Here is a 26,683-nt window from a genome sequence, read left to right on the forward strand (position 1 = left end):
CCTTGAGGTCAGACGGCGTAACCGTCATGACATGAACAAGAGGGTCTTGCTGCCCCCTTTGTTCGCAAACTTATGACTTCTGCTTGGCGCGCATGATGTTGATGATTTCGATATCCGTATCCAGCATCCCCTGTCTGGAGAGCTGCCCCAGGTTGGCTATGGTCTGATCCACATCGTCAGAGACGATCCCCTCGCTCTGGGGAACGCGCAGGTTGTTGATGGCCATCAGCGACGACTTCACCGCTGCCGAAGTGGAAGTGGAAACCTTCATGGAGCAGGCGCTGCCGGCGCCGTCACAGATGATGCCGGAGACATCGCCAATCATGTTGTTGATGCAGTGGCTGATCTGCTCGAACTGGCCGCCCAGCAGCCAGGTGATGGCAGCCCCCGACCCCATGGCGGCGGTGCTGGCGGCGCACAGGGCTGACAGCTTGTTCTGATAGGTCTTGATGTAAATGGCCACCAGATGGCTCATCACCAGGGCGCGTGTGAGCTGCTCGTCGCTCGCATTGAGGAAGCGGGCGGCGGCAACCACCGGCATGGTGGCGGCGATGCCCTGGTTGCCAGAGCCCGAGTTGGACATGGCGGGCAGCATGGCGCCATCCATCCGCGCATCGGAGGCGGCGGAAGAGAGGCGCATGGCCAGCGTCATCAGATCGTCGGAGAGCAGCTTGCGCTCCACCTGCTCGGTGAGGATCTTGCCAATGCGCAGGCCGTAGCCCTGCAACCCTTCGTCCGCCAGGGCCTGGTTCATCGAGGCCGCCTCGCGGATGAAGTCGATCTCGGCAAGGGGTACCTGCAGGGCAAAGTCGACGATCTCGCGCAGGCTCATAGTGGGCTTGTCGGCCTTGGCGGGCTGGATCTGCACGCCCGGGGCGCTATCTTGCGCCATCAGCACCTCGCCATCCTTCTCCATCAGGATGATACGGGTGTGATCGGTGCAGATCACCACCCGGGCGCTGTGGCCGTCCACTTCCGCCAGCACCTCGGCGTAGAGGACGTCAGGCACATCCTTCACATCCACCTTGATGGTCGGCAGCAGCCCCTTGGCCGCCTCGACCTGCTCGGTGGTGAGACCCTTGAGCACCTCCAGTCCGGCATCCGGATTACCACCCGTGATGCCGACGGCCGCCGCGACAGGCAGGCCTATCATGCCGGTACCGGGTACCCCGACCCCCATGCCGTTCTTGAACAGGTTGCCGCTGACCCAGACGTTGACGCGGGTCGGCACCTGCCCCAGCAGTTTGCGGCAGTTGGCAGCTGCCAGCGCCACCGACATGGGTTCGGTGCAGCCCAGAGCCGGCACCACTTCACGCTTGAGCAGGGTAATAAAGTCGGTCCATTGTGCGTTCATTGCTGTATGTCTCATCTTCGTGGTGCCCGCGGGGCAATCTCGATTGTTCGTGGCCACCGCCATGCGGCGAGCCTGATAAAGAGTATGGTTGCTGATGTCAGGTGATCTCTTGGCCTGCCTGGCCAGAACGCGGATTAACCTTCGTCCCCTGGTGGTGGCAACGACCATGGCATACGCCATCCGGGTCAGCCCTGCATAGTCAACCAAAGTTGACTTTACGCCCAATGCATTCAACTAATGTTGAGCCACATCCCCTTTTTGCACGCCATTATGCCCGCCTTTGTATAAAGTGCGACAAAATGTGAAGCATTACACATTTCACTCTGCAAATAACTTAAAACTCAGCATAAAAATTCGCACACATACAGGGTGTTCGAATTGCCCCCGGCAATAAAAAAGGAGGCCGAAGCCTCCTTTTATTCGTTTTCTGACAGGCACTTACAGTGCTTTCAGGATAGCCTCGACGCTGGCCTTGGCATCGCCGAACAGCATCTGGGTGTTCTCCTTGAAGAACAGCGGGTTCTGCACACCGGCATAACCGGTATTCATGGAACGCTTGAAGCCGATGACGTTCTGCGCCTTCCACACTTCCAGCACCGGCATACCGGCGATGGGGCTGCCCGGATCTTCCATGGCGGCCGGGTTGACGGTGTCGTTGGCACCGATCACCAGCACGGTATCGGTATCGCTGAAGTCTTCATTGATCTCGTCCATTTCCAGCACGATGTCGTACGGGACCTTGGCTTCCGCCAGCAGCACGTTCATGTGACCAGGCAGACGACCGGCCACCGGGTGGATACCGAAGCGCACCTTGACGCCGCGGTCACGCAGCTTCTGGGTGATCTCGGCCACCGGATACTGGGCCTGCGCCACCGCCATGCCGTAACCCGGGGTGATGATGACGGAGCTGGAGCTCTTGAGCAGCTCGGCCACGTCTTCGGCGCTGGTCTCGCGGTACTCGCCCATCTCCTGGTCGCCGCTGGAGGCAACGCCGTCGGAGCCGAAGCCACCGGCGATCACGGAGATGAAGGAGCGGTTCATCGCTTTACACATGATGTAGGAGAGGATGGCACCGGAGGAACCCACCAGGGCACCGGTGACGATCAGCAGGTCGTTGGAGAGCATGAAGCCCGCCGCCGCCGCCGCCCAACCGGAGTAGGAGTTCAGCATGGAGACCACGACCGGCATGTCGGCGCCACCGATGGAGGCAACCAGGTGCCAGCCAAAGGCAAACGCGATCAGGGTCATCACCAGCAGAGCGAAGGTGGAACCACCCGCGTTGACGAAGTAGATCATCAGCAGCACAGAGACCACCACGGCCAGCAGGTTCAGCTTGTGGCGGTGCGGCAGCATCAGCGGCTTGGAGGAGATGAGACCACGCAGCTTGCCGAACGCCACCACGGAACCGGTGAAGGTCACCGCACCGATGAAGACACCCAGGAACACTTCAACCAGGTGGATGTTCAGCATGGCGCCGGTCAGATGCTCGACCTGAGCCACGCTGGCCGCCTGTTCGAACGCCGCACGGGCGGCCGCCAGGGTGGCATCCAGGTTGGAGGTGATGGGCACCACCACCTCGGCCGGTGCCGACGGGTGCAGATCGATGAAGCTGTTGAAGCCCACCAGCACCGCCGCCATACCGACGAAGCTGTGCAGCACGGCTACCAGCTCGGGCATCTCGGTCATCTCGACCTTGAGTGCCAGACGCACGCCGATGGCACCGCCGATCACCATGGCCAGAATGATCCAGTGGACACCACTGGTCTCCGGGTTGAACACGGTGGCGAGCAGGGCGATGGCCATACCCGCGATACCGAACAGGTTGCCATGCTTGGCCGTCTCTTGCTTCGACAGTCCCGCGAGACTGAGGATGAAGAGCACGGCGGCAACGATATAGGATGCTGTTACCAGTCCTTGAGACACGTTAAACCCCCTTAATCCTTACGGAACATCTTCAGCATGCGCTGAGTGACGGTGAAACCGCCGAAGATGTTGATACTGGCAATCAGCACGGCAATAAACGCCAGCGCGGTGACCAGGGTCGATCCTTGCCCGATCTGCAGCAGGGCACCGACCACGATAATGCCGGAGATGGCATTGGTGACCGACATCAGCGGCGTGTGCAGGGCGTGAGAGACGTTCCACACCACGTAGTAACCGACCACGCAGGCCAGAACGAACACGGTGAAGTGAGAGAGGAACGCGGCCGGCGCCACGGCAGCTACCCAGCCAAAGGCGGCGATGCCCAGGGCACCCCAGACAAATTTCTTGTTGGAGGGCTTGGCCTCTTCTTTCTTGGCGGCCGGTTTGGCGGCTGCCGGCTTCTGCGGGGCGGCAGAGACGGAGATGGCGGGCGGCGGGAAGGTCACTTCACCGGCCTGGATCACCGTCATGTTGCGCTGCACCACGTCTTCGAAGTTGATGGCGACGTTGCCGTCCTTCTCCTTGCACATCAGCTTCATCAGGTTGACCAGGTTGGTGCCGTAAAGCTGGGAGGATTGGGCAGGCAGACGACCTGGCAGATCGGTATAGCCGATCACCTTGACGCCACGATCGGTGACGTGCAGCTGGCCCGGTACAGTGTATTCGCAGTTGCCACCGGCCTGAGCGGCCATGTCCACGATCACCGAGCCCGGCTTCATGCTGTCGACCATCTCTTCGGTGATCAGCTTGGGTGCCGGCTTGCCCGGGATCAGGGCGGTGGTGATGATGATGTCCACCTCTTTGGCCTGCTGGGCGAACAGCTCCATCTCGGCCTTGATGAACTCTTCGCTCATCACCTTGGCATAACCATCGCTGGAGGAGCCATCCTCGCCACCGAAGTCCAGCTTGAGGAATTCCCCACCCATGGATTCGATCTGCTCGGCCACTTCCAGACGGGTGTCGAACGCTCGCACGATGGCGCCGAGGGAGCCGGCGGTACCGATGGCGGCCAGACCGGCCACACCAGCACCGATCACCAGCACCTTGGCGGGCGGGACCTTACCGGCAGCGGTGATTTGACCGGTAAAGAAGCGGCCGAACTCGTGAGCGGCTTCCACCACGGCGCGATAGCCACCGATGTTGGCCATCGAGGAGAGGGCATCGAGAGACTGGGCACGGGAGATCCGCGGCACCATGTCCATCGCCATCACATTGATGTTGCGCTCGGACAGCTTCTTGACCAGCTCGGGGTTCTGGGCAGGCCAGATGAAGCTCACCAGAGTGGCACCATCCTTAATTTGTGCGATCTCGACATCGGTCGGCGCGTTGACCTTGAAGATAAGGTCGGCTTGCCAGACATTCGGCACCACGCTGGCACCGGCCGCCTCGAAGGCAGCATCATCGAAGCTGGCCAACTGGCCTGCGCCAGACTCGATGGCGACCTCGAAGCCGAGCTTTTTCAGCTGCTCGACGGTAGCCGGGGTCGCTGCGACCCGGGTTTCACCGGCGAGACTCTCTCTCGGTATTCCAATCTGCATGACTATTCCCTGATGGTTAATAAACAATCGCTGCCCAGTGTCTCATTTCTGGCGAAACAAGACAGGACCAAAGTGCAGGTCCAGGGCTCTTTGTTATGAAAATCAGTAGGCTTTACCGCAACCTCCTGTCATGGTCAGGCCCCCGCTTTTCAGGCGCGAAGGTGATTAGTATCAAATTTTGGAGTTTTATTACAACCGCAGTCCCGACGGCGCTCGTACAGAATTCAGCCCATCCCTGGTCGCGATTAAAAAAAACAAACCAAATTAGAGGCTTATACCAGTAAAAACGGCTGAAAAAAGTGATCCAACCAGTCAAAAAAAATGTTTTACCGGCCCTCTATCTTAGCGTTTTTTGTTATTACGAAATCCGGCCGTGTCTCATTTTTCGCAACGAAATGCCATAAAGTAACAATTTAATAACGAAAGAGGGCCGTCCGACCGCCAAATGGCGGGCGTCGGCCCCACGTATTCAATCGTTTCGCGCAGATGATGGTAAGGGTATGCCGTTACCAGGCGGCTTCATAAATATGCTGACTCTGCACCAGGTCGATGTCGCCGTGCTCGCCGAGTCGGGTCATGCCGTGTTCCGCCAGTTTGCCCAGCAAGGCATCGATGTCGAGCGAACCCAGATCGTAATCCCGCAGCCGGGTCTTGAGCCCCATCCGGGTGAAGAAGTCGCGGGTGGCGGCAATGGCCCCGTCGATGCGCTCCACTTCGCTGCCCTCGCGCAGATCCCACACCCGCTCGGCGTATTGAAGCAGCTTGGCGTGTTTCTGCTCGCGCTTGGCCTGCAGCAGGGCAGGCAACACTACCGCCAGGGTCTGGGCATGATCCAGGCCATAGAGTGCAGTGAGCTCGTGACCCAGCATGTGGGTGGCCCAGTCGTGGGGCACGCCGGCGCCGATCAGGCCGTTGAGGGCCATGGTGGCACTCCACATGATGTTGGCGCGCACGTCGTAGTTTTCCGGCTCGGTCAGCGCCTTGGGCCCCTCCTCGATCAGAGTCAGCAGCAGCCCTTCGGCGAAGCGATCCTGCACCTTGGCGTTGACCGGGTAGGTGAGGTACTGCTCCAGAATGTGGATGAAGGCATCCACCACGCCATTCGCCACCTGACGCGCCGGCAAGGTATAGGTGAGCACGGGGTCGAGCACGGCAAAGCGCGGCATCACGAAGGGGGAGAAGAAGTGCTGCTTGTCGCCGGTGCGCTTGCGAGTGATGACGGCCCCCATGTTCATCTCGGAGCCGGTGGCAGGCAGAGTCAGCACAGTGCCTAGCGGGATAGCGGAACGCACCTCGCTGCCGACCGTCTCGAGAATGTGCCAGGGATCCCTGGCCGGATCGTAAGGGGTGGCTGCAGCGATAAATTTGGTGCCATCCAGCACGGAACCGCCACCGACAGCGAGCAGGAAGTCGACCTTCTCGGCACGGGCCAGTTCGACCGCGCCCATCAGGGTCTCGTAGGCGGGGTTGGGCTCGATGCCACCGAACTCGAACAGGGTCATGCCCGCCAGTTCAGTGCGGATCTGCGCCAGCAGGCCGCTGCGCACCACGCTGCCACCACCATAGGTGATGAGGACGCGGGCATCGGCGGGAAGCTGCTCGCGCAGTTGGGCGATCTGGCCCTTGCCAAACAGGACCTTGGTCGGGGTATGCAGGGTAAAGTTGTTCATCGGTATCACCTTCTCTGACAGCTGTGCGGCAGGGCCGCGAAATCATGATTGCATTTTTCTCCTGAACAGCCATACCATCAAGGTCACATCCTGCTTTTTTATTGCCTATTTCTGCAAGCGCACCAATTTAAAGAACAAGGGGCTCCATGCCTGACCGTTACACCGACCTGGCCACCAGGCTGACCCGCCACGTCACCGCTCCCGGCATCACCCCCTCCCCGGTGGAGCAGGTGAACCTCATCTATACCACCGAGTACCATGGCCGCACCCCGGTGCTCTACCAGCCGCGGATGATAGTGATCCTGCAGGGGCACAAGGTGGGTTATCTGGCGGATCAGGTGTTTCGCTACGACCCGAACCATTATCTGCTGATGACCCTGCCGCTGCCCTGCGAGTGCGAATGCTTCGCCTCCCCCGAGCAGCCCCTCATCGGCTTCACCCTCGAGATCAATCTGGTCACCCTGCAGGAGCTGCTGCTGGAGCTGGGTGATGCCCTGCCCGCGCCAGCCCCGCAGAAGAGCGGCGTACACTCGGTGCCCATGTCGGAGGCCATGTTCTGCGCTGCCGAACGGCTGATCGATCTGATGGACAACCCCCTCCACGCCAGGGTGCTGGGGCCGCAGACGGTGCGGGAGATGCTGTTCTATGCTCTTGGCGAGGGAGGTGGCCCGGCCCTGCAGGCGCTGGCCAACCGTCACAACCATGTGGGTCAGATCGCCCGGGTGCTGCGTATGATAGAACAGCGTTTCGCCGACAACCTGACCATGGAAGAGTTGGCGCGGGAGGTGAACATGAGCGTGTCTGCCTTCCACCACCACTTCAAGGCAGTCACATCTACCTCACCGCTGCAGTACATCAAGTCGTTTCGCCTGCACAAGGCGCGCCTGATGATGCTGCATGACGGCGTCAAGGCAGGGGCGGCGGCTGCCCGGGTCGGTTACGAGAGCAACTCCCAGTTCAGCCGGGAGTTCAAACGCTTTTTCGGCAGTACGCCGACGGATCAGGCTTCCCGCTTCCGGGAAGGCCAGCTGCGTATCATCGAAGGATAACAAGAGAGGGACTACTCATGCGTTCACTGCTTTATCTGCTTGCCACCTTGCTGCTGACGGCCTGCACCGGCCTTGCCGACGGTATTCGCCCGGTCACCGGCTTCCAGCTCGACCGCTATCTTGGCACCTGGTACGAAATCGCCCGTCTCGATCACGGCTTCGAACGAGGGCTGGAGCAGGTGAGCGCCACCTACAGCCTGCGGGACGATGGCGGCGTCAGGGTGATCAACCGCGGCAAGCAGAGCGATGGCAGCTGGCGCGAGGCCAAGGGCAAGGCCTACTTCGTCGATCGGCCGGATGAGGCCCGGCTCAAGGTGAGCTTCTTCGGGCCCTTCTATGGCGGCTACAACGTTATCGATCTCGACCCCGACTACCAGCTCTCGCTGGTGACCAGTTACAACCACGACTACCTCTGGATCCTCGCCCGCTCCCCCAATCCGCCCAAGGAGAAGGTGGCTGCGCTGGTCGCCAAGGCCAAAGCGCTGGGCTTTGCCACCGACCAGCTGATCTGGGTCAGGCAGACTCCCTGAATCGTCAGGATCAACAAGGGCAGCCCGCAGGCTGCCCTTTTTCATGAAAAGAACCGGGAGGTCAGAGCCGGAAGCGGCCTATCTCCTGCTCCAGCCGCTCGGTCAGTGCCTTGAGCTCGGCAGCCTGGGCTGCCTCTGCACCTGCCTGCTCGGCCAGCTCCTGGGAGACATGGCGAATGTTCTCGGTGTTGCGGCTGATCTCGCTGGTGACCGAGGTCTGCTCTTCGGCCGCCGCTGCGATCTGGGTCGCCATGTCGCTGATGGAGCCGATCGCCTCGTTGATCCGGGCCAGGCTGTGGTTGGCGGACTCGGCATCCTCCACGCTGGTGCCCGCCAGCTGACGGCTGGTCTCCATACCATCGACCGCGCGGCGGGTAGTCTGCTGCAGGGTCTCGATCATCTGCTGGATCTCGGCGGTAGAGTCGTGGGTGCGGCGCGACAGCACCCGTACTTCGTCCGCCACCACCGCAAAGCCGCGCCCCTGCTCACCAGCCCGGGCTGCTTCGATGGCGGCATTGAGCGCTAGCAGATTGGTCTGCTCGGCGATCCCGCTGATGGTCGCCAGAATGCCGCTGATCTTCTGGGCATGGGAATCCAGTTCGTGGATGACCTGGCTGGCATCGGCCACTTCATCCGCGAGCCCGGTGATGCTGCGCTGGCTCTGGCCCACCTGGGATTGACCGGCGACGGCCAGCTGCACCGCTTCTCCGGCGGTAGTGGCCGCAAACTCGGCATTGCCGGCGATCTCCTGGGTGGCGGAGGCCATCTCGGTCACTGCGGTGGCCACCATGACGATCTCGTCCTGCTGCTGGCGTACCCGTTGACTACGGGCATGGGCGCCGGCGGCCTGGGTGCGGGACTGGCCAGCCAGCTCCAGAGTGACGTCCCGCAGCCGGCTGACGATGCCGTGCAAGCGGGCCACAAACTGGTTGAAGCTTTCGGCAAGCTGGCCCACCTCATCCTGACTGCGGGTCTTGATATGAACGGTGAGATCCCCCTCGCCATGGGCGATGTCGTGCAGGGCGTTCGCCACCCGGCCCAGATCCGCAAACAGATATTTGAACAGGGCGGTCAGCAGGGTGCTGAACAGCAACAACAACACCAGGGTCAACCCCATCAGTTGCCACAACAGGGTGGTGAGCGGCGCTTCCAGCACGTCGCGGTACATCACCATGGCGAGCAACCAGTCGGTACCGGGCACTGGCTGCACCGCCAGCAATACATCGCGACCATCTATGTTGGCGGCATGCAGCTCGCTGTTTTCACGTCCCCACTGCTGGAAGGTGGCGGCCGACAGATCAGGCGCCAGTTCGGAGACCTGCTTGAGCGCCAGCTTCTTGTTCGGGTGGCCGACAATCAGGCCGCTGTTGTCGAGCAGCATGGCGTAGCCTTCCCCCTGCACCTGCATCGCCAGCACTTCATCGATCAGCTTGTCGAGCGCCAGATTCGCCCCCACTGCCCCCACCAGCGTCCCCTGATGACGAACCGGCTCGGAGAGAGTCACCACCAGCTTCTGCATGGTGACGCTGACATAGGGGGCAGTGATGATGAGTTGGCCCGCCTTGACCGCATCCTGATACCAGGGGCGCTCGCGAGGGTCATAGTTGCCGGTATTGAGCGAGGGATCCTGGCGGGTCATCACCCCCTGCTCCGAACCGAAATAGGTGAGCCCGAAGCCCCCCGAGGTGAAGGCCTGCTTCAGGTGAGGTACCAGTTCGGCCTGGGGATTGTCGGCGATCAGGCTGACCAGGGCGTGCACCACATTCTTGCGGTCCGCCATCCAGTCACCGATGGCCACCGAATAGGCGTGACCATAGTTGACCGCTTCGCTCTGGATGGCGTTCATGGTCCGGGATTTGAGGGTGTGAAATGCCACCACACCGAGCAGTGATGCCATCAGCAGCACCACGCCAAGGCTGGTTGCCAGCAATTTGCCGCGCAAAGAGAGTGTCATGACTACGAATCCTTGTTGTTGTATCGGGCAGGGAAAAGGCCCTACTCATTTGTGGTTATCGGCGGCGAGATGAACAGACTTTAGTGAATCTGTATATTTTCACATCCATCAACAACACAAGGCGCTATCGGTGAGAAAAGAGACAAAATTCCATGCTGACAAGCAGAGGTATGCCGCCAGATTGATGACAGCGACGCAGAGGGCAAATGGGGTCAAAGGAAGGTGCAGAAATGCGAAAGGCCAGCTCAATGAGCTGGCCTTTCTGAAAATGGCAGGGGCGGCAGGACTCGAACCCGCAACCATCGGTTTTGGAGACCGCTGTTCTACCAATTGGAACTACGCCCCTGCAACAAACGAGGCGTAGTATACAAAGTGGAGATCAAAGGTAAAGGCTTTTTTCACACTTTCGCTGCGATTGCACAAATCCCGAACAAGTCGCGGTGATTTGCGCAGCAATGCGGGATAACTTGCTGTATTTGCAGCCTCATCAGGGTAGGAATGGGCCATAAATGGGGGTAGGGTAAAGTGTGGAACAGGGAGGTTGTCCATGCTCAATTACCGATTGCTCCAGCAACTGGCGCCGCTTAACTTCAGGGATGAAAGCAAAACGGAGTCGCTGTCCGATTATCTCGCCCGGGTGGCCCCGCTGGTGCCCTTTATTCCGGAAAATGTGCTTTCTCAGTGGATTTATCGTCATTGGCGCGGTTTTGAGTCCAACTGGAGCTTTATCGATCTCGCCAACCACCGCTTCGAGTGCGAGCGCTGGCCCACCGAGCGCCTGATCACGCAAGTCGACTCCCGTCATATGGAGGTGATCGAACGCTGGGGCGAGATGCTGCAAAACAATCGTTACGTGCGTCGCTCCTGGCTAGGTGACTACATGCTGGGCCATGGCACCTGGCCCGAGCCCATCATAGTGCTGATCCCGGGGGAAGAGGATCACCACCCGAGTGGACAACCACTGCCAGGTCCCTGCTGTCTGCTGGAGGGACACCACAGACTCGGTTATCTGCGCGCAATGGCCCGTGACAGCGAGCCATTGCAAAGCGAACACCAGGTGTGGGTTTGTCGGCAACTTCACGACACATAAACGTTTTTCAGCGCCAAAAAGGCATCTGAAATAAAATTTTGACAAATAAAAAACCAGCCCTATAATCTGTCCGGTTTTGAAAAAGGTCGGGACATAAGATGCCGTTTTTATTGCAAACAACAGCCTTGCAAACGGGTGGAACACACCAGTGCGGCCCCGTTGTTTCCGGTTTCCGACCCAAAGTTCTCCCGTTATTTTTTGAAAAAAGCCCCTGTTTCAGGGGCTTTTTTTTGTGCCTGAAAAACCTTCATTGATGCCAAAGGGAATGCAGACGATGACCAATCCACTCTATAAGAAACATGTCATCTCCATCTCGGACCTGACCCGGCCCGAAATGGAACTGGTAGTCGAAACCGCACAACGGTTGAAGGCTGAACCCAACACCAGCCTGTTGCAAAACAAGCTGGTCGCCAGCTGCTTCTTCGAAGCGTCAACCCGTACCCGCCTCTCTTTCGAGACTGCGGTCCAGCGCCTGGGCGGCAACATCATCGGCTTTGCCGACGGTGGCAACACCAGTGCCAAGAAGGGCGAGACCCTGGCCGACTCCATCAAGATCATCGGCTCCTACAGCGATGCGGTAGTGATGCGTCACCCGAAGGAAGGCGCAGCCCGCCTCGCCTCCGAGTTCTCTCGCGTGCCGGTCATCAATGGCGGTGATGGTTCCAACCAGCATCCGACCCAGACCCTGCTCGACCTCTTCTCCATCCGCGAGACCCAGGGCAAGCTGGACGGCCTCAACGTCGCCTTCGTCGGTGACCTGAAATATGGCCGCACCGTGCACTCTCTGGCCCAGGCCCTGAGTCTGTTCAACTGCCGTTTCTTCTTCATCTCCCCGGAAGCGCTGGCGATGCCGGACTACATCTGCGAGGAGCTGGAAGAGAAAGGCATCCAGTTCAGCGTCCACGAGACCATGGAAGAGGTGATGCCCGAGCTGGACATCCTCTACATGACCCGCGTCCAGAAAGAGCGCTTCGACGAGACCGAATACAAGCACATGGCCGCCAAGTTCGTGCTGGAAGTGGCCACCCTGGAAGGGGCCAAGCCCACCATGAAGATCCTGCACCCCCTGCCCCGCGTCGACGAGATCGATGTAGCGGTCGACAAGACTCCCCACGCCTACTACTTCGAGCAGGCGGAAAACGGGGTCTATGCACGCCAGGCTCTGCTGGCACTGGTACTGAACGAAACTGTCTGAGGGGAACATCATGTCTGAGAAGAACCAACTGCAAGTCGAAGCCATCCGTCACGGCTCCGTCATCGACCACGTCCCCGCCGGCCAGGGCATCAAGATCCTCAAGCTGTTCCAGCTGGTGGAGACCCAGGAGCGGATCACCGTCGGCTTCAACCTGAAATCCGGCGCGCTGGGCAAGAAAGACCTCATCAAGATCGAGAACACCCGCCTGACCGAACAGCAGGCCAACCAGCTGGCGCTGTTCGCCCCCAAAGCGACCGTCAATATCATCGAAGACTTCAACGTGGTGAAGAAGCACCAGCTGGAACTGCCCGAGTTCATCGCCGGCGTGTTCCACTGCCCCAACTCCAACTGCATCTCCCACAACGAGCCGGTGGACAGCTACTTCCGGGTACGCGAGGTAAAAGGTGTGGTCCGGATGAAGTGCAAGTACTGCGAGAAGTCCTTCACCCAGGATATCGTCAGCGAGCGTTATTGATATCTGAATGGGCCCTACGGGGCCCATTTTTGAACCCTGTCACATCACCAGATTCCCAGTCAGTTATAATTTGCCATCCAAAGATGGTTATCCCAGCTCATTCCCTGCCAGCATCATGATTGCCAGTATTTTTTGCTGCTAACCAGCGAATATGGCAGATATCGAGCACTTGTTTCCTGTCATCGTCAAAGGAAGTTGCCGTGGTCAAAACACTCAGCCGCCCCGTTGCCCAGGAGCCCGAACTGGCCCAGCTGGATGCCTGTCGCCAGATCATCGGCCAGCACTGTTACAGCACTCAGGAAGAGATCCGTCGCGAGCTGTCGGAGCGCGGCTTCGCCGATATCAGCCAGTCCACCATCTCCCGCCTGCTGCGCCGTCTCGGCGTCGCCAAGGCGCAAAATGCCAACGGCAAGAAGGTCTACACCCTGGTGGACGAACAGCTGGAACCGGCCGGCAGCACCCGCTCCATCCACGAGATGGTGCGCGCCGTGGTGCACAACCAACAGATGGTGCTGATCCATACCACCCCGGGCGCCGCCACCGTGGTGGCCCGTCTGCTGGATCGCAATGCCAATCCGGAGATCATGGGCGCCGTCGCGGGCAACGACGTGGTACTGGTCGCCCCCCGCCACATCAGCCGCACCCGCCAGGCCCATGCCGCCGTGGTGCGTACCCTGGAGCAGGCGCGCTAGGCCCTCCCCCGCATGCAGCGAGGCGACCCCAGGGTCGCCTTTTTATTGCCCGCTTGTCACCGGGAGCGCTCTTCCGCTTCGCTTGCCCCTCCCCTTATGACCCAGGCGATAGAACCACAGCCGCCTGTTGCACATATAAAAAAACGGGAGCCTGCAGGCTCCCGTTTGAATATGGAAAGAGGGTTGTCAGATCAGGGTACCCACGCTCAGGCAGACCACGATCAGTATGGTCAGGATGCCGAGCAGCGGCGCGACCCACTTCAGCCAGCGCACATACGGCACCTTGGCGATGGCCAGGCCACCCATGACCACGGCGGAGGTCGGGGTTACCAGGTTCACCAGACCGGAGGCGGACTGATAGGCAGTCACTACCAGGTCGCGACCCACGTTGGCGAAGTCTGCCAGCGGCGCCATGATCGGCATGGTCAGCACGGCCAGACCGGAAGAGGACGGCACCAGGAAGGAGAGCACCACTTCCAGCGCGAACATCACGTTGATGAATACCACGGTGGAGAGACCGGTCACGATCCCTTCTGCGCTGTTCAGGATGGTGTGGGTGATCATGCCGTTGTCCATCACCACCACGATACCGCGGGCGATACCGATGATGAGGGCAACACCGAGCAGGTCACGGGCACCGTCAATAAAGTTGGAGGTCAGCTCTTCCTCGCTCATGCGAGAGATGAGGCCCACGATGATGGCGGAAGCCAAGAACACGCCGGAAATCTCGGCCATCCACCAGCCCAGTACGGCCACACCGTAGATCATCACGGCGAAGGCGGCGACGAAGATACCAAGCACGATTTTGCGGGTAGTGGTGAACTCCAGCATCTCGTCGCTCTTGTTGCCGAGGAAGTGGGCACGGTTCTCTTCCCACTTGTCAGCGACCAGGGACTTGCTTGGATCGTTGCGTACCATCTTAGCGTAACGCATCACGTAGGCAACGCAGATCAGCCAGCCGGCGATCAGCATGGCCACGCGCAGCCAGATACCGTCGGTGAAGGAGATGCCGGCGGCGTTGGCGGCGATAACGGTAGCAAACGGGTTGATGGTGGAGCCCAGGGTACCGATACCGGCACCGAGCAGCACGGTGGCGGCGGCGACGACCGGGTCAAAACGGGCGGCCATCATCACCGGTACCAGCAGGGTGTAGAACGGCAGGGATTCTTCCGCCATACCGTAGATGGTGCCCCCTGCGGCAAACAGCGCCATCAGGATGGGGATCATCCACTCTTCGCGGCCGCGCAGGCGATCGGTGACACGCTCGATACCGGCGTCGATGGCGCCAGTCTTGGTCACGATGCCGAGGAAGCCACCGATGATCAGGATGAAGAGGGAGACGTCGATGGCGCCTGCCTCATAGGTATCGTGGTTGTAGAGACCATCGATAGGGGCCAGCAGCACGTCGACGATCCCCTGGGGATTGCTCTCAACTTGCTTGTAGGTACCCGCCACCGGCACTTCCTTGCCGAGGGCTTCGTTCATGGTCATCTCGTATTTGCCGGCAGGCACTACCCAGCTCAGGGCGGCTACCAGGGCGATCAGCACAAACAGTATCGTGTAGGCTGACGGGAACTTGAATTTGGTCATGGTCCAGCTTCCTTCTGTGGTGTGGTATCCATGCTGGCTGCGGGTTGTAGGGTTAGAGGTATTGTTCCGCTGTCACATGGTCGAAAAGCCGGGGGTCACCCCCCGGCACCACTACTGCGACCTTAGTCGCCCAGCGTAGCAACCATCACTGCCTTGATGGTGTGCATCCGGTTTTCGGCCTCGTCGAACACGATGCTGTGCTCGGATTCGAACACGTCCTCGGTCACTTCCAGGCCTTTCATGCCATATTTGTCAGCCACTTCCTTGCCCATGGTGGTTTCATCGTTGTGGAACGCCGGCAGGCAGTGCATGAACTTCACATCCGGGTTCTTGGTGGCGTTGATGACGTCCATGTTGACCTGATACGGAGTCATCAGTTTGACGCGCTGATCCCAGGCTTCTTTCGCTTCACCCATGGATACCCAGACGTCGGTGTAAAGGAAGTCGGCACCCAGCACGCCCTCTTTCACATCTTCGGTCAGGTGGATACGGGCACCGGTCTCTTCGGCGATCTGGCGGCACTGGGCAACCAGCTCTTCTTCCGGCCAGAAGGCTTTCGGCGCAACCAGGCGAATGTCCATGCCCATCTTGGCAGCACCGACCATCAGGGAGTTACCCATATTGTTGCGGGCATCACCCAGGTAGGCGAACTTGATTTGATCCAGACGCTTGCCCTTGCCGTGCTCCAGCATGGTCATGAAGTCGGCCAGGATCTGGGTCGGGTGGAACTCGTTGGTCAGGCCGTTCCATACCGGTACACCGGCATAGGCACCCAGCTCTTCCACGATTTCCTGGCCGTAGCCACGGTATTCGATACCGTCATACATGCGGCCCAGTACACGGGCGGTGTCCTTCATGGACTCCTTGTGACCAATCTGGGAACCGCTCGGGCCGAGGTAGGAAACCTGGGCGCCCTGGTCGAAGGCCGCAACTTCAAAGGCACAACGGGTACGGGTAGAGGTCTTTTCGAAGATCAGGGCGATGTTTTTGCCGACCAGGTGCTTGCGCTCGTAGCCACCGTATTTGGCTTTTTTCAGGTCGATGGCCAGGTCGATCATGTATTGGATTTCGCGCGGGGTGAAGTCCAGCAGTTTCAGGAAGTTACGGTTACGCAGATTAAAAGCCATGATGAGTTCTCTCTATATTTATTCAGACCAAGTAGGGCAGTGTTATTGACTACGCATTCACGGTGCGAGTGGCGACGATATTGGTACCGGCTTCACCCTTGAGGATGGCCAGGCCATCTTCCAGAGAACCGATCCCGACCATGCCACCGGTCGCTTTGACAAATTCACAGGACGCTTCGATCTTCGGCCCCATGGAACCGGCATCGAACTTGACGCCAGCCAGCTCGTCCGGGCTGGTCACCCGCAGCGGGTGCTGGGTCGGCTTGCCCCAATCCAGATAGACGGCATCGGCATCGGTCAGGATCAGCAGGGCGTCGGCCTTGATCTGCTTGGCCAGGTAGGCGGCAGACATGTCCTTGTCGATGACGGCTTCGATACCGGTCAGGGTCTGGCCATTCCAGGTCACCGGAATACCACCACCACCGGTACAGATGATGAGGTGGCCCTGGGCGATCAGGGTTTCGATGGCATCGCCTTCGACGATGCGCTGGGGCAGCGGGGACGGCACCACGCGGCGGAAGAACTTGCCGTCAGCCTTGACCACCCAGTGCTTCTCTTCAGCCAGGGTGCGGGCTTCGGCTTCTTCATAGACGGGGCCGATAAATTTGGTCGGATTGGCAAACGCCGGATCCTGCGGGTCTACCTGCACCTGGGTCAGCAGGGCGGTGACGTTGCGGCTCGGCATCAGGTTCTTCAGCTCCTGGATCAGCATGTAGCCGATCATGCCCTGGGACTCGGCGCCCAGCACATCCAGGGGATAGGGAGAAACCTTGGTATAGGCGCTGTTTTGCAGGGCGAGCAGGCCGACTTGCGGGCCGTTGCCGTGCACCAGCACCACGTTGTACTCCTCGGCGATGCGAGCGATGGTCTTGGCGGCAGTTGCAATATTCTTGCGCTGGATGTCGGCTTCAAGCGGCTCACCACGACGGAGCAGTGCATTACCACCCAGAGCGACGACGACAGTTGGTTTTTTCATAGTGGTTGATCTCGTGTGCTTGTCTGTGTGGCGCCAGCCTCTGCCGGCGCCACGCCGTATCATCAGATGCTGTCGCGTTCCATCGGGCAGCTCATGCAGCGGGCGCCGCCGCGGCCACGGCCCAGTTCTTCACCCGGGATGGGCAGAACTGTGATGCCGGCTTTGTCGTACTTCTCGTTGGTGTAGGTGTTGCGCTCGTAACCCACGACCACGCCAGGACGTACGGTCAGCACGTTGTTGGCATCGTTCCACTGCTCGCGCTCGGCCTCGAAGCTGTCGCCACCTGTGGTGATGAGCTTGAGCTGATCCACGCCCAAGGCCTTCTCGATGGCGGTAACGAAGTAACCCTCTTCCTTGATGTTCATGCCGGTAGCACCACCCGGAGTCAGGCTCCAGCAGTTCACATCTTTACGGATGACTTCCGGATAGACGGAGAAGGTGTCGATATCCATGTGGGTCATGACGGTATCCAGGTGCATGCAGCTGCGGTGTTTCGGCAGTTCCATGGCGATGACCTGTTTGGCCTGACCGTGTTTGAACAGGTTGCGGGCAAGGTGCTCAACCCCTTGCGGAGTAGTGCGCTCGGACATGCCGATGAGCACGGAGCCGCGGCCGATGACCAGTACGTCACCCCCTTCGATGGTGGAGTTGTCGTAGTCACGCTCCTCGTCACCGAAGTACTTGATGAAGTCCTGACCGGCGAACATGGGGTGCCAGCGGTAGATGGCCTTCACATGGTTGGTTTCGCGGCGACGAGCTGGTTTGGCCATCGGGTTGATGGAGACGCCACCATAGACCCAGCAGGAGGTGTCACGGGTAAAGAGATGGTTGGGCAGCGGCTCGATGATGAAATCGGTCGGTGCGTGCATGCCGACTACCATGTTGACGCCACTGTAAGGCATCTCGGAGTAGGTCAGGCCACCGGAAAGAATGCGGGCCAGTTCGCGATGCGGCATGTCAGCCAGGAAGCAGCGCACATCGTTGGCAAAAGAAGTGCCGAGGCGATAGTCGGAGACCTGGTTTTGCAGCAGCCAGGCTTTGGCTTCGGGCACATCCAGGGTTTCAGCCAACAGATTGGTCAGCAGGAAAACTTCGACATTCTGATCGCGCAGCACCTGAGCGAATTTGTCGTGCTCCTGACCGGCGCGTTCAACAGACAAGACGTCATCAAACAGCAGGTCCTGGCAGTTGGAGGGGGTCAGACGCTTCAGACTGAGGTTGGGGCGGTGCAACATGACACGGCGCAGTTGGCCAACTTCAGAACCTACATAAAATTTGCTCATGATTATATTCCGTTTAGCAGTGGTCCATGCGAGTGATTGAATAGATTCCTTCTATTCATGCTCGTGGCTAAGGCGGGATATTCTTTATGTAGGGTATTCGGCTTGTGTTCTATCCTGCCTTTGCCTTTCGAGAGCGAGGTTAGACCTGCCAATGAAGTTAAACTTAGACATTGATCACATTCACTCAGAACTGAATAAATTCACGAAGAGATCTTTGACTGGGGTAGCAGAAATGGCATTTCCCCATTCAGACAACTTGAATAGATAGCTAAAAAAACGCCTTTAAATTTCATAAATAAATCTATTTGATTCAATCGCCCCCTCTCTAAAGGGGTAACCCAAAACAATTAAATTGTTAAATTTCAATAAATTAACTTCATCATTAATTTTAATGTGAATTTTGCATTCACTTTTATGAATAATTCACTGTTTTTATTCCGCTATCGAGAGAAATAAATAGTCATATTTCAAATTTTCACTGCATAAATCTTTTCTTGCTCCAGATCATGGCATTGTCGTCACGCCCCATGAGCCTTGCCTCATATCCTCCTCCTGATGCCTGTCTTGCTCCATGAATATGCACACAGCCAGCATCTTGCCAATCAACCATTCATCCTGCGACAGAGGGACCAGTTCGGCACTTTTTTCATTAATTGAATTTATTCATCCTCCTTGCGCCACTCCAAACCTCGGCTTAACTCAAAAAGTGATTTAGATCACATATAAACGGTGTTAACAAGGAGTCGTTATGAAGATGAAATCCTTACTGCTGCTCGCCAGCCTGTTGCTGCCCGTGGTACCGGGTATCAGTCTGGCGGAGGGAGCCCCAGCCATGCCCATGGTGGTCTGCCAGGTCGATCAGGCTCCCCAGATACTGGTGCCCGAATATGTCTGCCGCTGGCAAGGTGGCATCCAGCGTTACTAGCCCGCTGCGCGAGAGGAGCCATCTCCTCTCGCCTTGTCTTGAAGAAAGCCCCTCCTATACTCAAAACAGCTGTGTCATCAGGGAAAGGGGCGCGACAATGATCCTGCTGGTTGGTGGAGAGAAGGGAGGCAGCGGCAAGAGTTGCCTGGCACAAAATCTGGCTGTCTATCTCAGGACCCAGTTTCAGGGGGAAGTGCTACTGGTCGACTGCGACCCGCAGCGCACCACCTCCGACTGGATCCAGGAGCGCAATGACAATCCCGACCTGCCCCAGATCAATTGCGTGCAGCTGTATGGCAATATCCGCAACGATCTCATCAGCCTGAAGAATCGCTACGACTACGTCATCGTCGATTGTGGCGGCCAGGATAACCGGGCTTTACGCTCCACCATGGCAGTCGCTACCCATGCCCTGATCCCCCTTCGCCCCAAACGCCGCGATCTCAAGACCCTGCCGCATATGGAAGATCTCATTACGACCTGCAAAATGGTCAATCCGACCCTCAATGCGGCCGTGGTGCTGACCCAGTGCCCCGCCCTGCCCAACCAGGCAAAGCGTATTCTGGAGGCGAAGGAGGTCTGTGCATCGTTTGGCGTCGATGTACTCAATGCCATTACTTATGGCCGCAATGTCTACGACGACAGCGAGGAGAAGGGGCTCTCGGTAATGGAGATAGAGCCGGATGGCAAATCCGCCGAGGAGATCCGGACCATCGCCAAAGAATTTCTGACATTGGGAGTGTGATATGGGCCTTGCCGACCTGAAGAAAAAGCACCAGTTGCATCACCAGAAGAAATTTACCGTCGACGAGTTCATCGAGGACGCGGAGTTTTATGCCAAGGGCAAACCCAAGGTGGTCAGCCTGGAGCTAAGCCTGCACAGGGATGAGGCTCTCTCGGCGTTGGCGTTCATCGAGCGCGGCGATCATCTGAAGCCCAGCTATAAAAAGGCTACCTTCTCCATGAGTACGGCGGCCATCAGCGAGCTGGGCAGCCTGACACAACAGGATGGCATGAACAAATCTCTGTTGCTGCGTCTTTTCACCCACTACTTCGCCTCCCTTAGCCCTGAGGAGCGCCAGACCATCTATGAGCGACTGAACCAGCAACTTTAATACCTTCTTTCACCTCGCCATTACCTATGGCATCCCTCCTGACTTCATTCCTGGCAAGCCCCCTATCCGGTTGCACCAGCAACCAACCACTGCATGTAAGAGATCTGCCATGAAAGCCGTAAGCAAATGCCGTAAAAGTTCCTCGAAATAATCGGAAAAGGCGATCCTAAAAAATGACAACAACACATTTAATTAATTGTTTTTATACAAAAAATAAAAACATTAGCACTTTCTTAAGTTAGCAGAATAAAAACGTTTTTCACCCTGGCGTTGTACGCAACCGGAAAATCCTTATAGTTACTCATGCACGGACGCGATGAAGTCGGTCAGGAAGACTGGCTGCCAGGGTTGGGCAAATGGACTCACCACAGGATGTGGTAAAGGACACCTCCCAGGATGGAGAAAGTGCGGCGAGAAAGGATGACTCGTCAAGCGGTAATCCCCCCATTTTTTGGAGCACTCAAAAGTAGAGGTCATGCGGCCTGTGCCAAGCGCTGTTTCGGCGTGTAGCCGCCCAGCGCCATATTGGGCCGCTCATGGTTATAAACCCACAGCCAGTTCGTGGCAAATTCCTGTAACTCATTCAGTGACTCAAACAGGTAATGGCCCAACCAGTCGTAACGCACAGTGCGGTTAAATCGCTCTATGTAGGCATTCTGCTGCGGGTTGCCTGGCTGGATATACCTCAGCGCAATCCTCTTCTGCTGCGCCCATTGCTTGAGCTCTTCGCTGATGTATTCCGGACCATTATCACAGCGGATTGCGGCTGGTTTGCCCCGCCACTCGATAACCTGCTCCAGCACCCGTTTGACTCGCGAGGCAGGCAAGGAAAAATCCACCTCGATGCACAGTGCTTCGCGATTGAAGTCATCGATCACATTAAACAACCGCACCGAACGACCATCGCTGAGCTGGTCATGCATAAAGTCCATCGACCAACAGTGATTCGGTTGGTCAGGGACTGCCAACGGCTCCGGCTTGGCCCGCACTAGCCGCTTCTTGGGTTTTATCCGCAGATTGAGCTCTAGCGCCCGATAGATCCGGTAGACCCGCTTGTGGTTCCAGCCAAAGCCTTTGACGTTACGCAGGTACAGGAAGCACAGTCCGAAACCCCAGTTGCGCTGGTTGGCGGTGAGGCGCAGCAGCCAGTCGGCAATTTCCTGGTTTTCATCAGCCAGCACGGGCTGATAACGGTAGCAACCCTCGCTCACCTTGAACACCTGGCAAGCCAGACGGATAGAAATGGCGTAATGAGCCACAGCCTTGGTCGCCATCTCCCTGCGGGCAGATGGCGTCACCACTTTTTTGCCATCGCCTCGGAGATGATCTCAGCCTTTAGGCGCTCCTCGGCATACATCTTCTTAAGGCGACGATTTTCCTCTTCCAGCTCTTTGAGGCGCGCCATGAGAGAGGCATCCATGCCACCGAATTTGGAGCGCCACTTGTAGAAGGTGGCGGAGCTGATGCCATGCTCACGGCAGAGCTCAGGGACGGGTGAACCAGACTCGGCCTGCTTGAGGATGGCGATGATCTGTGCATCGCTAAAGCGTGATGTTTTCATGTAGAACCTCCTGCGTTCAAGATACGAGAAAATTCTACTTATGAGCACCTCAGTTTTTCGGGGGGATTACCAAGCCAAGATGGCTAAAGGACACCCCAAAGGATTGGGAAGGGGAAACCTAAAGGAAGAGGTAAACAGTCAGGGATTGCAGGGAGCAACTTCGTTCAAGGATCTGAGCGATACGACTACCGGGGGCGACGCAAGTCGCCCCCATCTTTTTGTCTGCGTTTTCCGCTCACCCCATATCGAGCGTGTTTCCCAGTCGCAAATAGACAATGGGCGCCATTTTGGCGCCCATTGTCTATTGTCAGATCACCCGCGAAAACTGCTGCTGGCGCGCCTTGTTACGCAAGTAGACATCGAAACACATGCAAATGTTGCGAATGAGCAGATGCCCCGTGGACGAAACCTCCAGGCCTTCATCGGTCATACGAACCAGGCCATCGTCGACAAAGGTCTGCAACAGCTTGAGGTCATCGGCAAAGTACTCTTTGAAAACCAGACCATGCTCTTGCTCTACCGCAGCAAAGTTCAGACGAAAATCGCAGATCAGCCGCTTGATCACCTCACGGCGGATCAGGTCATCCCGATTGAGCGAGCATCCCTTCCACTGGGCATGACCCAGCTCGCTCACTTGGGCGTAATAGGCCTTGAGCTCTTTCTGGTTTTGGGAATAGGCATCGCCGATCATGCTGATGGATGAAACCCCCAACCCCAACAGATCACAGTCCCCCTGAGTGGTATAGCCCTGGAAGTTGCGGTGCAGCTTGCCTTCGCGCTGGGCTACGGCCAGCTCGTCATCAGGTTTGGCAAAGTGATCCATGCCGATAAACTGGTAACCCCGCCCGGTCAGGAAGGCGATGGTGTCCTGCAGCATGGCCAACTTCTCTTGTGGCGCAGGCATATCCTCTTCTTTCAGCTTGCGCTGGGCAGCAAAACGGCTTGGCAGATGCGCATAATTGAAGATGGAGAGACGCGCAGGATCCGTTTTGAGCACTTCTTCCAGGGTGTGATGGAAGCTGCTCTGATCCTGATGTGGCAGACCATAGATAAGGTCGAGGTTGGTAGAACGAAAACCGAGTTCACGCGCCCGCTCCAGCATGGCGCAAATAAAGTCGTTATCCTGTTCGCGATTGACGGCTAGCTGCACATCCTTGTTGAAGTCCTGCACACCCAGGCTGATGCGGTTGAAACCAACCTCCCGCAGTACATCCAGCATGGTGAGTTCGATCTCGCGGGGGTCGACCTCGATGCTGAACTCTCCCTGTTCGGCAAACCGGAAGTGTTCGCGCAACATGCCCATCAAACGACGGGTTTGGGGCTCGTTCAGATAGGTTGGTGTACCACCGCCCCAATGCAGTTGGGTCACCAGACGATGTTTGAACAGGGGGGCCTGCGCCTTGATCTCTTGCTCAAGGTGATCAAGGTATTCATCGGCCTTGTGCTGGTGGCGAGTGATCACCTTGTTGCAACCGCAGTAATAGCAAAGCTTGTGGCAGAAAGGGATGTGCACGTAGAGCGACAGATTGCGCTCGGGATACTGACTGGCGGCCTGGACAAAATCGCCGTAACCAAAGCTCTCATTGAACTCCAGCGCGGTAGGATAGGAGGTATATCTCGGGCCACTGTAGTTGTATTTTTCGATCAGGGCCTGATCCCACACAATCTGTTCTGCTTGCACACTCGCTTCCTCTTTTCTTGTTATTGATGGCTCACTGACTCAACTGCAGATCTTTCAACTGGGCGACATCCTTGAGGATCTGGGTCTCCAGCTCGGCTTCATAGCCACTGCGTTCAAGATCCAGCTTCATCACTTCGTTGCGTTTGAGCGCACGGCGTGCCTCGTGAGTCGGCATCTCTTTCACCTTTTCGTAGAGGCCATAAAGGCCCGGAAATTCAGCAGCAAAAGCGCGTCCTTCCTTGATCTGCAAGGCATCAAGTAGATTGGTCAGGCGAATAGCTCCTTCGGAATAATCACACTGTCCTTCCAACACGGCGTGGGCGATCACTCGCACGCTATCCAGGATCCGCTCGTTACGCGCCTTGATCGCCTGTAACTGCATCTCTTGCTGCCGTTTCAGCCGGGCCAACAGCATGCCGGCATAAATCGCCAGACCTGACAAAATCAGGCCGCCCAACAGGGCGGCCAGCATCCATCCACTCATCACTTCTTCTTCGGTTCGGGTTGATAATCAACCTGGGTGAAACGATCCCACAGCTCCTCTTCAGAGGCCGGCTGCTGAGGTTCATCGTATTCAGCTTCCTCATCGGCGAAGGAGAACTCCTCTTCATCATCGTCGTTGTCGATGATGCCAAGTTCATCCATCAGCTCCTGATAACGATCAACACGCTGATCGACCCAGGCCTGCTCGGCGGCATCCAGCGTCTCACCGGCATCGAGACGATCCAGCAGGGCATTCAGACGATCATCATTCTCGATGGCCGCCAGTTCCTGCTCCGGAGTCATCGCCAGCTTCTTCTCTTTCACCGGCTTGGATGCTGCCGCCTTGATGCTCTTCTCTTCAACAATCAGAGCAATTGGCTTGCGAGAGCCGATACGGGGATCTTTTGCCTGTTTGGCGCCGGATTTTTTGCCTTGCTGTTCGACCTGCTGGCGAGAGCCCGCCTTCAGCCCCTTACGTTTGGCAGCCCGTTTACGCTCACGACCTTCCTGAGCACTGGCTTCTGATTCTTTGCGCTTGCCAGTAGGCTTGCGAGTGGGTTGTTTGGCAGACATGAATGGCTAACTCCGAAAATAACTTGGTTTGAACCCTATCCGGGGTGGTGTCACCCGGCGGGACACGATACGGGGAGCAGTGAGGCTGGAACAAGAGCAGGAACCCGCACCAATCCGGCCTTTTCAGGCCACTGAACACCGCAGGATCGGTATCCTCTGGGCATATTGCTGGTATTTTGACACAGAATGGCGGGCCGGGTTAATGACCCAACAGAAAAAAGGCAGCCGAAGCTGCCTTGATATGTGTATGCGAACACCTCCCGAAATGGCAAGACCGCGTATTTCATCCGTCCGTAACGGCAAATGATCACATCATATCCGGGTAGGGTCTTCCTGACCTTGTTATTGAGTCGTCCTGAATGTGCGTGTGCTTGCTTGACCCACGCCGACAACATCCTGTTATCGCGAAGGAGAATGCGCATCCCGCGTATCTATTCACCAGGACGGGGTTGACGGCATCAGTTCTGCCGGGATGGGATAATCTGTCTTCTCGATGCACGCCCTGACCACGGCCCTCAACCACTCCTGTGGGCAGCGGCCCAATCGCTTGCCGGTCTCCACCAACGACAGGATGCGCTGGCGAAACAGCTCGCCCCGGTGAGACCACACGCCGTAGCTACCCTTGCGCCAGAGCACATAGCCACGCAGCGCCCGCTCCGCCTCGTTGTTGGTCAGCGCTATTTCGTCGTCAGTCATAAACCGCCACAGCATCTCGTCATCCCGCAGCAGCAACTGGCATCGTCCACGGTAGCGTTTGCTGCACAACAGGGCGCCGCGCTCCAACTGGCTTCGCCAGCTTTGCCGGTAACGCGCGAGCCTGCGCAGGTATTTCTGCTTGCTCAACGCACCGCTTTCCCAACGGTGCCGGGTACGAAACACCGCATCCGCCAGCAAGACCAACCGGGCACCGATGGGCTGGTTGCACTGCTCGCTACTCTCGGCGATGGCCACGAGATTGCGGGCCACGTGGGCCCAGCACAGTTGCCGCTGGTCGGCGTCGATAAACCGGTAGCCGGCGTACTGGTCGGTCACCAGCACCCCGTCAAACTCGGCGCCCAGCAGCCGCTTGGCCGCCTCCTGACCACGGCCATAGGCCGTCATGAAGCAGACGGCTATCTTGCTCAGCGCCAGCCACATCCAGCGGCGCTCTCCACCCCGCTGATGCCGGGTCTCATCGGCATGAACGTGGGTGGCCGTCTGCACCTGCTGCTTGATGGCCTGGTAGGTCGGGGTGAGCATGGCACTCACCCGCCCCTGCGCCTCACTGATGGCGCCCCGGCTAAAACTCAGGCCGAAATGCTGTTTGAGCTGCTGCTGTATCTGGCTGACGCTCTGGTGAAACTGGCCGCTTTGCAGCGCGATGTAGCTGAGCAGATTGGCCCCCATCTGGCTGCTGCTGACGTTGTCTGGCAGTGCGGCCTGGGTCGTGCCGATACACCGTGAGCAGGTCGCACGATACAGTTGGTGTTCGGTGACGAGATAGCTCACCTCGGGCAGCTCGAACACCTGATGAACCTGATAGGGTTTGGCATGGGCCACCATGTCCCCGCCACAGCAAGCGCAATCGGCGGCAGGGTAATGCGGGACCAGGGTCAGGCGGGCATCAAGCGGATGCCGCTCGCGGCGATGTCCCTTGTGACCGGGCTGCGCCCCCCGTTGCTTGCCGGACGCCGGACGCTTGCGGGCCGGCGGCGGTGCACCGGGGCCGTCGCTGGAAGGCGGCTTGGAGGAGTTGCCGCTGTGCTGATTGAGGCGGTCCTCCAGCTCGGCGATGCGGTCGAGGAGCTTATAAATCAGCTCGTTGGCCTGCTCCAGAGTGGTGGGCATTCCCGCGGAATGCATGGTGTTTTTGCTCATGGGGGGAGCGTATCTAAGGAGCAGGATCAAGCAAGCAGGAAA

23 protein-coding genes and 1 tRNA gene are annotated in these 26,683 nt (G+C 58.1%); 9 read left to right on the forward strand and 15 right to left on the reverse strand.

Going from position 1 to position 26,683, the window contains the following annotated elements:
• Window positions 1–70 precede the first annotated feature (70 nt).
• From I6L37_RS03020 to yqhD, 4 genes are all read right to left on the reverse strand, one after another.
• A complete protein-coding gene (locus I6L37_RS03020; protein WP_216993239.1) occupies window positions 71–1,369 on the reverse strand; it encodes a serine dehydratase subunit alpha family protein in 1,299 nt (432 codons plus the stop codon).
• A 423-nt stretch (window positions 1,370–1,792) separates the two neighbouring features.
• The gene (pntB, locus tag I6L37_RS03025; protein ID WP_042025258.1) at window positions 1,793–3,277 is read right to left on the reverse strand and encodes a Re/Si-specific NAD(P)(+) transhydrogenase subunit beta; all 1,485 of its coding nucleotides are present in this window, start codon (window positions 3,275–3,277) and stop codon (window positions 1,793–1,795) included.
• Between the two features lie 11 nt (window positions 3,278–3,288).
• Window positions 3,289–4,815, reverse strand: coding sequence for a Re/Si-specific NAD(P)(+) transhydrogenase subunit alpha (gene pntA / locus I6L37_RS03030; protein ID WP_216993240.1), 1,527 nt, complete (start codon window positions 4,813–4,815; stop codon window positions 3,289–3,291).
• A 506-nt stretch (window positions 4,816–5,321) separates the two neighbouring features.
• Complete coding sequence (gene yqhD, locus I6L37_RS03035) at window positions 5,322–6,485, reverse strand: alcohol dehydrogenase (RefSeq protein WP_216993241.1); 1,164 nt, start codon at window positions 6,483–6,485, stop codon at window positions 5,322–5,324.
• Window positions 6,486–6,631: 146 nt separating this feature from the next.
• Between yqhD and I6L37_RS03040 the strand changes: the two genes are divergently transcribed.
• Both I6L37_RS03040 and I6L37_RS03045 read left to right on the forward strand, forming a co-directional pair.
• Entirely contained in the window at window positions 6,632–7,534 is a 903-nt protein-coding gene (locus tag I6L37_RS03040; protein ID WP_216993242.1) for an AraC family transcriptional regulator, read from the forward strand.
• 17 nt (window positions 7,535–7,551) lie between these two features.
• The gene (locus I6L37_RS03045; protein ID WP_026455961.1) at window positions 7,552–8,064 is read left to right on the forward strand and encodes a lipocalin family protein; all 513 of its coding nucleotides are present in this window, start codon (window positions 7,552–7,554) and stop codon (window positions 8,062–8,064) included.
• Between the two features lie 61 nt (window positions 8,065–8,125).
• Here the strand turns inward: I6L37_RS03045 and I6L37_RS03050 are convergent, their stop codons facing one another.
• Both I6L37_RS03050 and I6L37_RS03055 read right to left on the reverse strand, forming a co-directional pair.
• Complete coding sequence (locus I6L37_RS03050; RefSeq protein ID WP_026455960.1) at window positions 8,126–10,018, reverse strand: methyl-accepting chemotaxis protein; 1,893 nt, start codon at window positions 10,016–10,018, stop codon at window positions 8,126–8,128.
• A gap of 269 nt (window positions 10,019–10,287) precedes the next feature.
• Window positions 10,288–10,364 (reverse strand) — tRNA-Trp (locus I6L37_RS03055).
• Window positions 10,365–10,565: 201 nt separating this feature from the next.
• Between I6L37_RS03055 and I6L37_RS03060 the strand changes: the two genes are divergently transcribed.
• From I6L37_RS03060 to I6L37_RS03075, 4 genes are all read left to right on the forward strand, one after another.
• A complete protein-coding gene (locus I6L37_RS03060; protein WP_216993243.1) occupies window positions 10,566–11,108 on the forward strand; it encodes a hypothetical protein in 543 nt (180 codons plus the stop codon).
• A 274-nt stretch (window positions 11,109–11,382) separates the two neighbouring features.
• On the forward strand, window positions 11,383–12,303 hold the full coding sequence (gene pyrB, locus I6L37_RS03065) for an aspartate carbamoyltransferase (RefSeq protein ID WP_042025267.1): 921 nt from the start codon (window positions 11,383–11,385) through the stop codon (window positions 12,301–12,303).
• 10 nt (window positions 12,304–12,313) lie between these two features.
• On the forward strand, window positions 12,314–12,778 hold the full coding sequence (pyrI, locus tag I6L37_RS03070; RefSeq protein ID WP_026455957.1) for an aspartate carbamoyltransferase regulatory subunit: 465 nt from the start codon (window positions 12,314–12,316) through the stop codon (window positions 12,776–12,778).
• 200 nt (window positions 12,779–12,978) lie between these two features.
• Window positions 12,979–13,470 carry an arginine repressor gene (locus I6L37_RS03075; RefSeq protein WP_042025268.1) on the forward strand — a complete coding sequence of 164 codons (492 nt, stop codon included), beginning with the start codon at window positions 12,979–12,981 and terminating at the stop codon, window positions 13,468–13,470.
• A 186-nt stretch (window positions 13,471–13,656) separates the two neighbouring features.
• Here the strand turns inward: I6L37_RS03075 and I6L37_RS03080 are convergent, their stop codons facing one another.
• The 4 genes from I6L37_RS03080 to arcA form a co-directional block, all read right to left on the reverse strand.
• Complete coding sequence (locus I6L37_RS03080) at window positions 13,657–15,060, reverse strand: YfcC family protein (protein WP_026458484.1); 1,404 nt, start codon at window positions 15,058–15,060, stop codon at window positions 13,657–13,659.
• Window positions 15,061–15,182: 122 nt separating this feature from the next.
• The gene (gene argF / locus I6L37_RS03085) at window positions 15,183–16,187 is read right to left on the reverse strand and encodes an ornithine carbamoyltransferase (RefSeq protein WP_042025270.1); all 1,005 of its coding nucleotides are present in this window, start codon (window positions 16,185–16,187) and stop codon (window positions 15,183–15,185) included.
• Between the two features lie 49 nt (window positions 16,188–16,236).
• Window positions 16,237–17,163: a carbamate kinase gene (gene arcC, locus I6L37_RS03090; protein WP_026456278.1), complete on the reverse strand. Its 927-nt coding sequence runs from the start codon at window positions 17,161–17,163 to the stop codon at window positions 16,237–16,239.
• A 62-nt stretch (window positions 17,164–17,225) separates the two neighbouring features.
• Entirely contained in the window at window positions 17,226–18,446 is a 1,221-nt protein-coding gene (arcA, locus tag I6L37_RS03095) for an arginine deiminase (protein ID WP_026456279.1), read from the reverse strand.
• 748 nt (window positions 18,447–19,194) lie between these two features.
• On the opposite strand from arcA, the gene I6L37_RS03100 reads away from it, so the two are divergent.
• The 3 genes from I6L37_RS03100 to I6L37_RS03110 all read left to right on the forward strand — a co-directional run bounded on the left by I6L37_RS03100 (window position 19,195) and on the right by I6L37_RS03110 (window position 20,486).
• On the forward strand, window positions 19,195–19,371 hold the full coding sequence (locus I6L37_RS03100; protein ID WP_216993244.1) for a hypothetical protein: 177 nt from the start codon (window positions 19,195–19,197) through the stop codon (window positions 19,369–19,371).
• A 97-nt stretch (window positions 19,372–19,468) separates the two neighbouring features.
• The gene (locus tag I6L37_RS03105; RefSeq protein ID WP_026456280.1) at window positions 19,469–20,116 is read left to right on the forward strand and encodes an AAA family ATPase; all 648 of its coding nucleotides are present in this window, start codon (window positions 19,469–19,471) and stop codon (window positions 20,114–20,116) included.
• Between the two features lies 1 nt (window position 20,117).
• Window positions 20,118–20,486: a hypothetical protein gene (locus I6L37_RS03110; protein ID WP_042025272.1), complete on the forward strand. Its 369-nt coding sequence runs from the start codon at window positions 20,118–20,120 to the stop codon at window positions 20,484–20,486.
• 473 nt (window positions 20,487–20,959) lie between these two features.
• Here the strand turns inward: I6L37_RS03110 and I6L37_RS03115 are convergent.
• From I6L37_RS03115 to I6L37_RS03135, 5 genes are all read right to left on the reverse strand, one after another.
• Window positions 20,960–22,047, reverse strand: a protein-coding gene (locus tag I6L37_RS03115) for an IS3-like element ISAs22 family transposase (RefSeq protein WP_088821966.1) whose coding sequence is annotated in 2 segments (ribosomal slippage) — window positions 20,960–21,795 and window positions 21,795–22,047 — 1,089 coding nt in all. Because the reading frame shifts where the segments join, the coding sequence is not laid out codon by codon here.
• A 307-nt stretch (window positions 22,048–22,354) separates the two neighbouring features.
• Window positions 22,355–23,728 carry an oxygen-independent coproporphyrinogen III oxidase gene (hemN, locus tag I6L37_RS03120; RefSeq protein WP_216993245.1) on the reverse strand — a complete coding sequence of 458 codons (1,374 nt, stop codon included), beginning with the start codon at window positions 23,726–23,728 and terminating at the stop codon, window positions 22,355–22,357.
• Window positions 23,729–23,759: 31 nt separating this feature from the next.
• Window positions 23,760–24,200 carry a DUF2489 domain-containing protein gene (locus I6L37_RS03125; RefSeq protein WP_042025274.1) on the reverse strand — a complete coding sequence of 147 codons (441 nt, stop codon included), beginning with the start codon at window positions 24,198–24,200 and terminating at the stop codon, window positions 23,760–23,762.
• Between the two features lie 11 nt (window positions 24,201–24,211).
• Window positions 24,212–24,784, reverse strand: coding sequence for a Der GTPase-activating protein YihI (yihI, locus tag I6L37_RS03130; RefSeq protein WP_216993246.1), 573 nt, complete (start codon window positions 24,782–24,784; stop codon window positions 24,212–24,214).
• A 435-nt stretch (window positions 24,785–25,219) separates the two neighbouring features.
• Window positions 25,220–26,641 (reverse strand): IS66-like element ISKpn15 family transposase, encoded by a 1,422-nt coding sequence (locus I6L37_RS03135; protein ID WP_032495448.1) that lies wholly within the window; start codon window positions 26,639–26,641, stop codon window positions 25,220–25,222.
• Between the last annotated feature and the right edge of the window lie 42 nt (window positions 26,642–26,683).

The organism is Aeromonas sp. FDAARGOS 1407 (assembly GCF_019048725.1).
GTDB classification, from domain to species: domain Bacteria; phylum Pseudomonadota; class Gammaproteobacteria; order Enterobacterales; family Aeromonadaceae; genus Aeromonas; species Aeromonas enteropelogenes.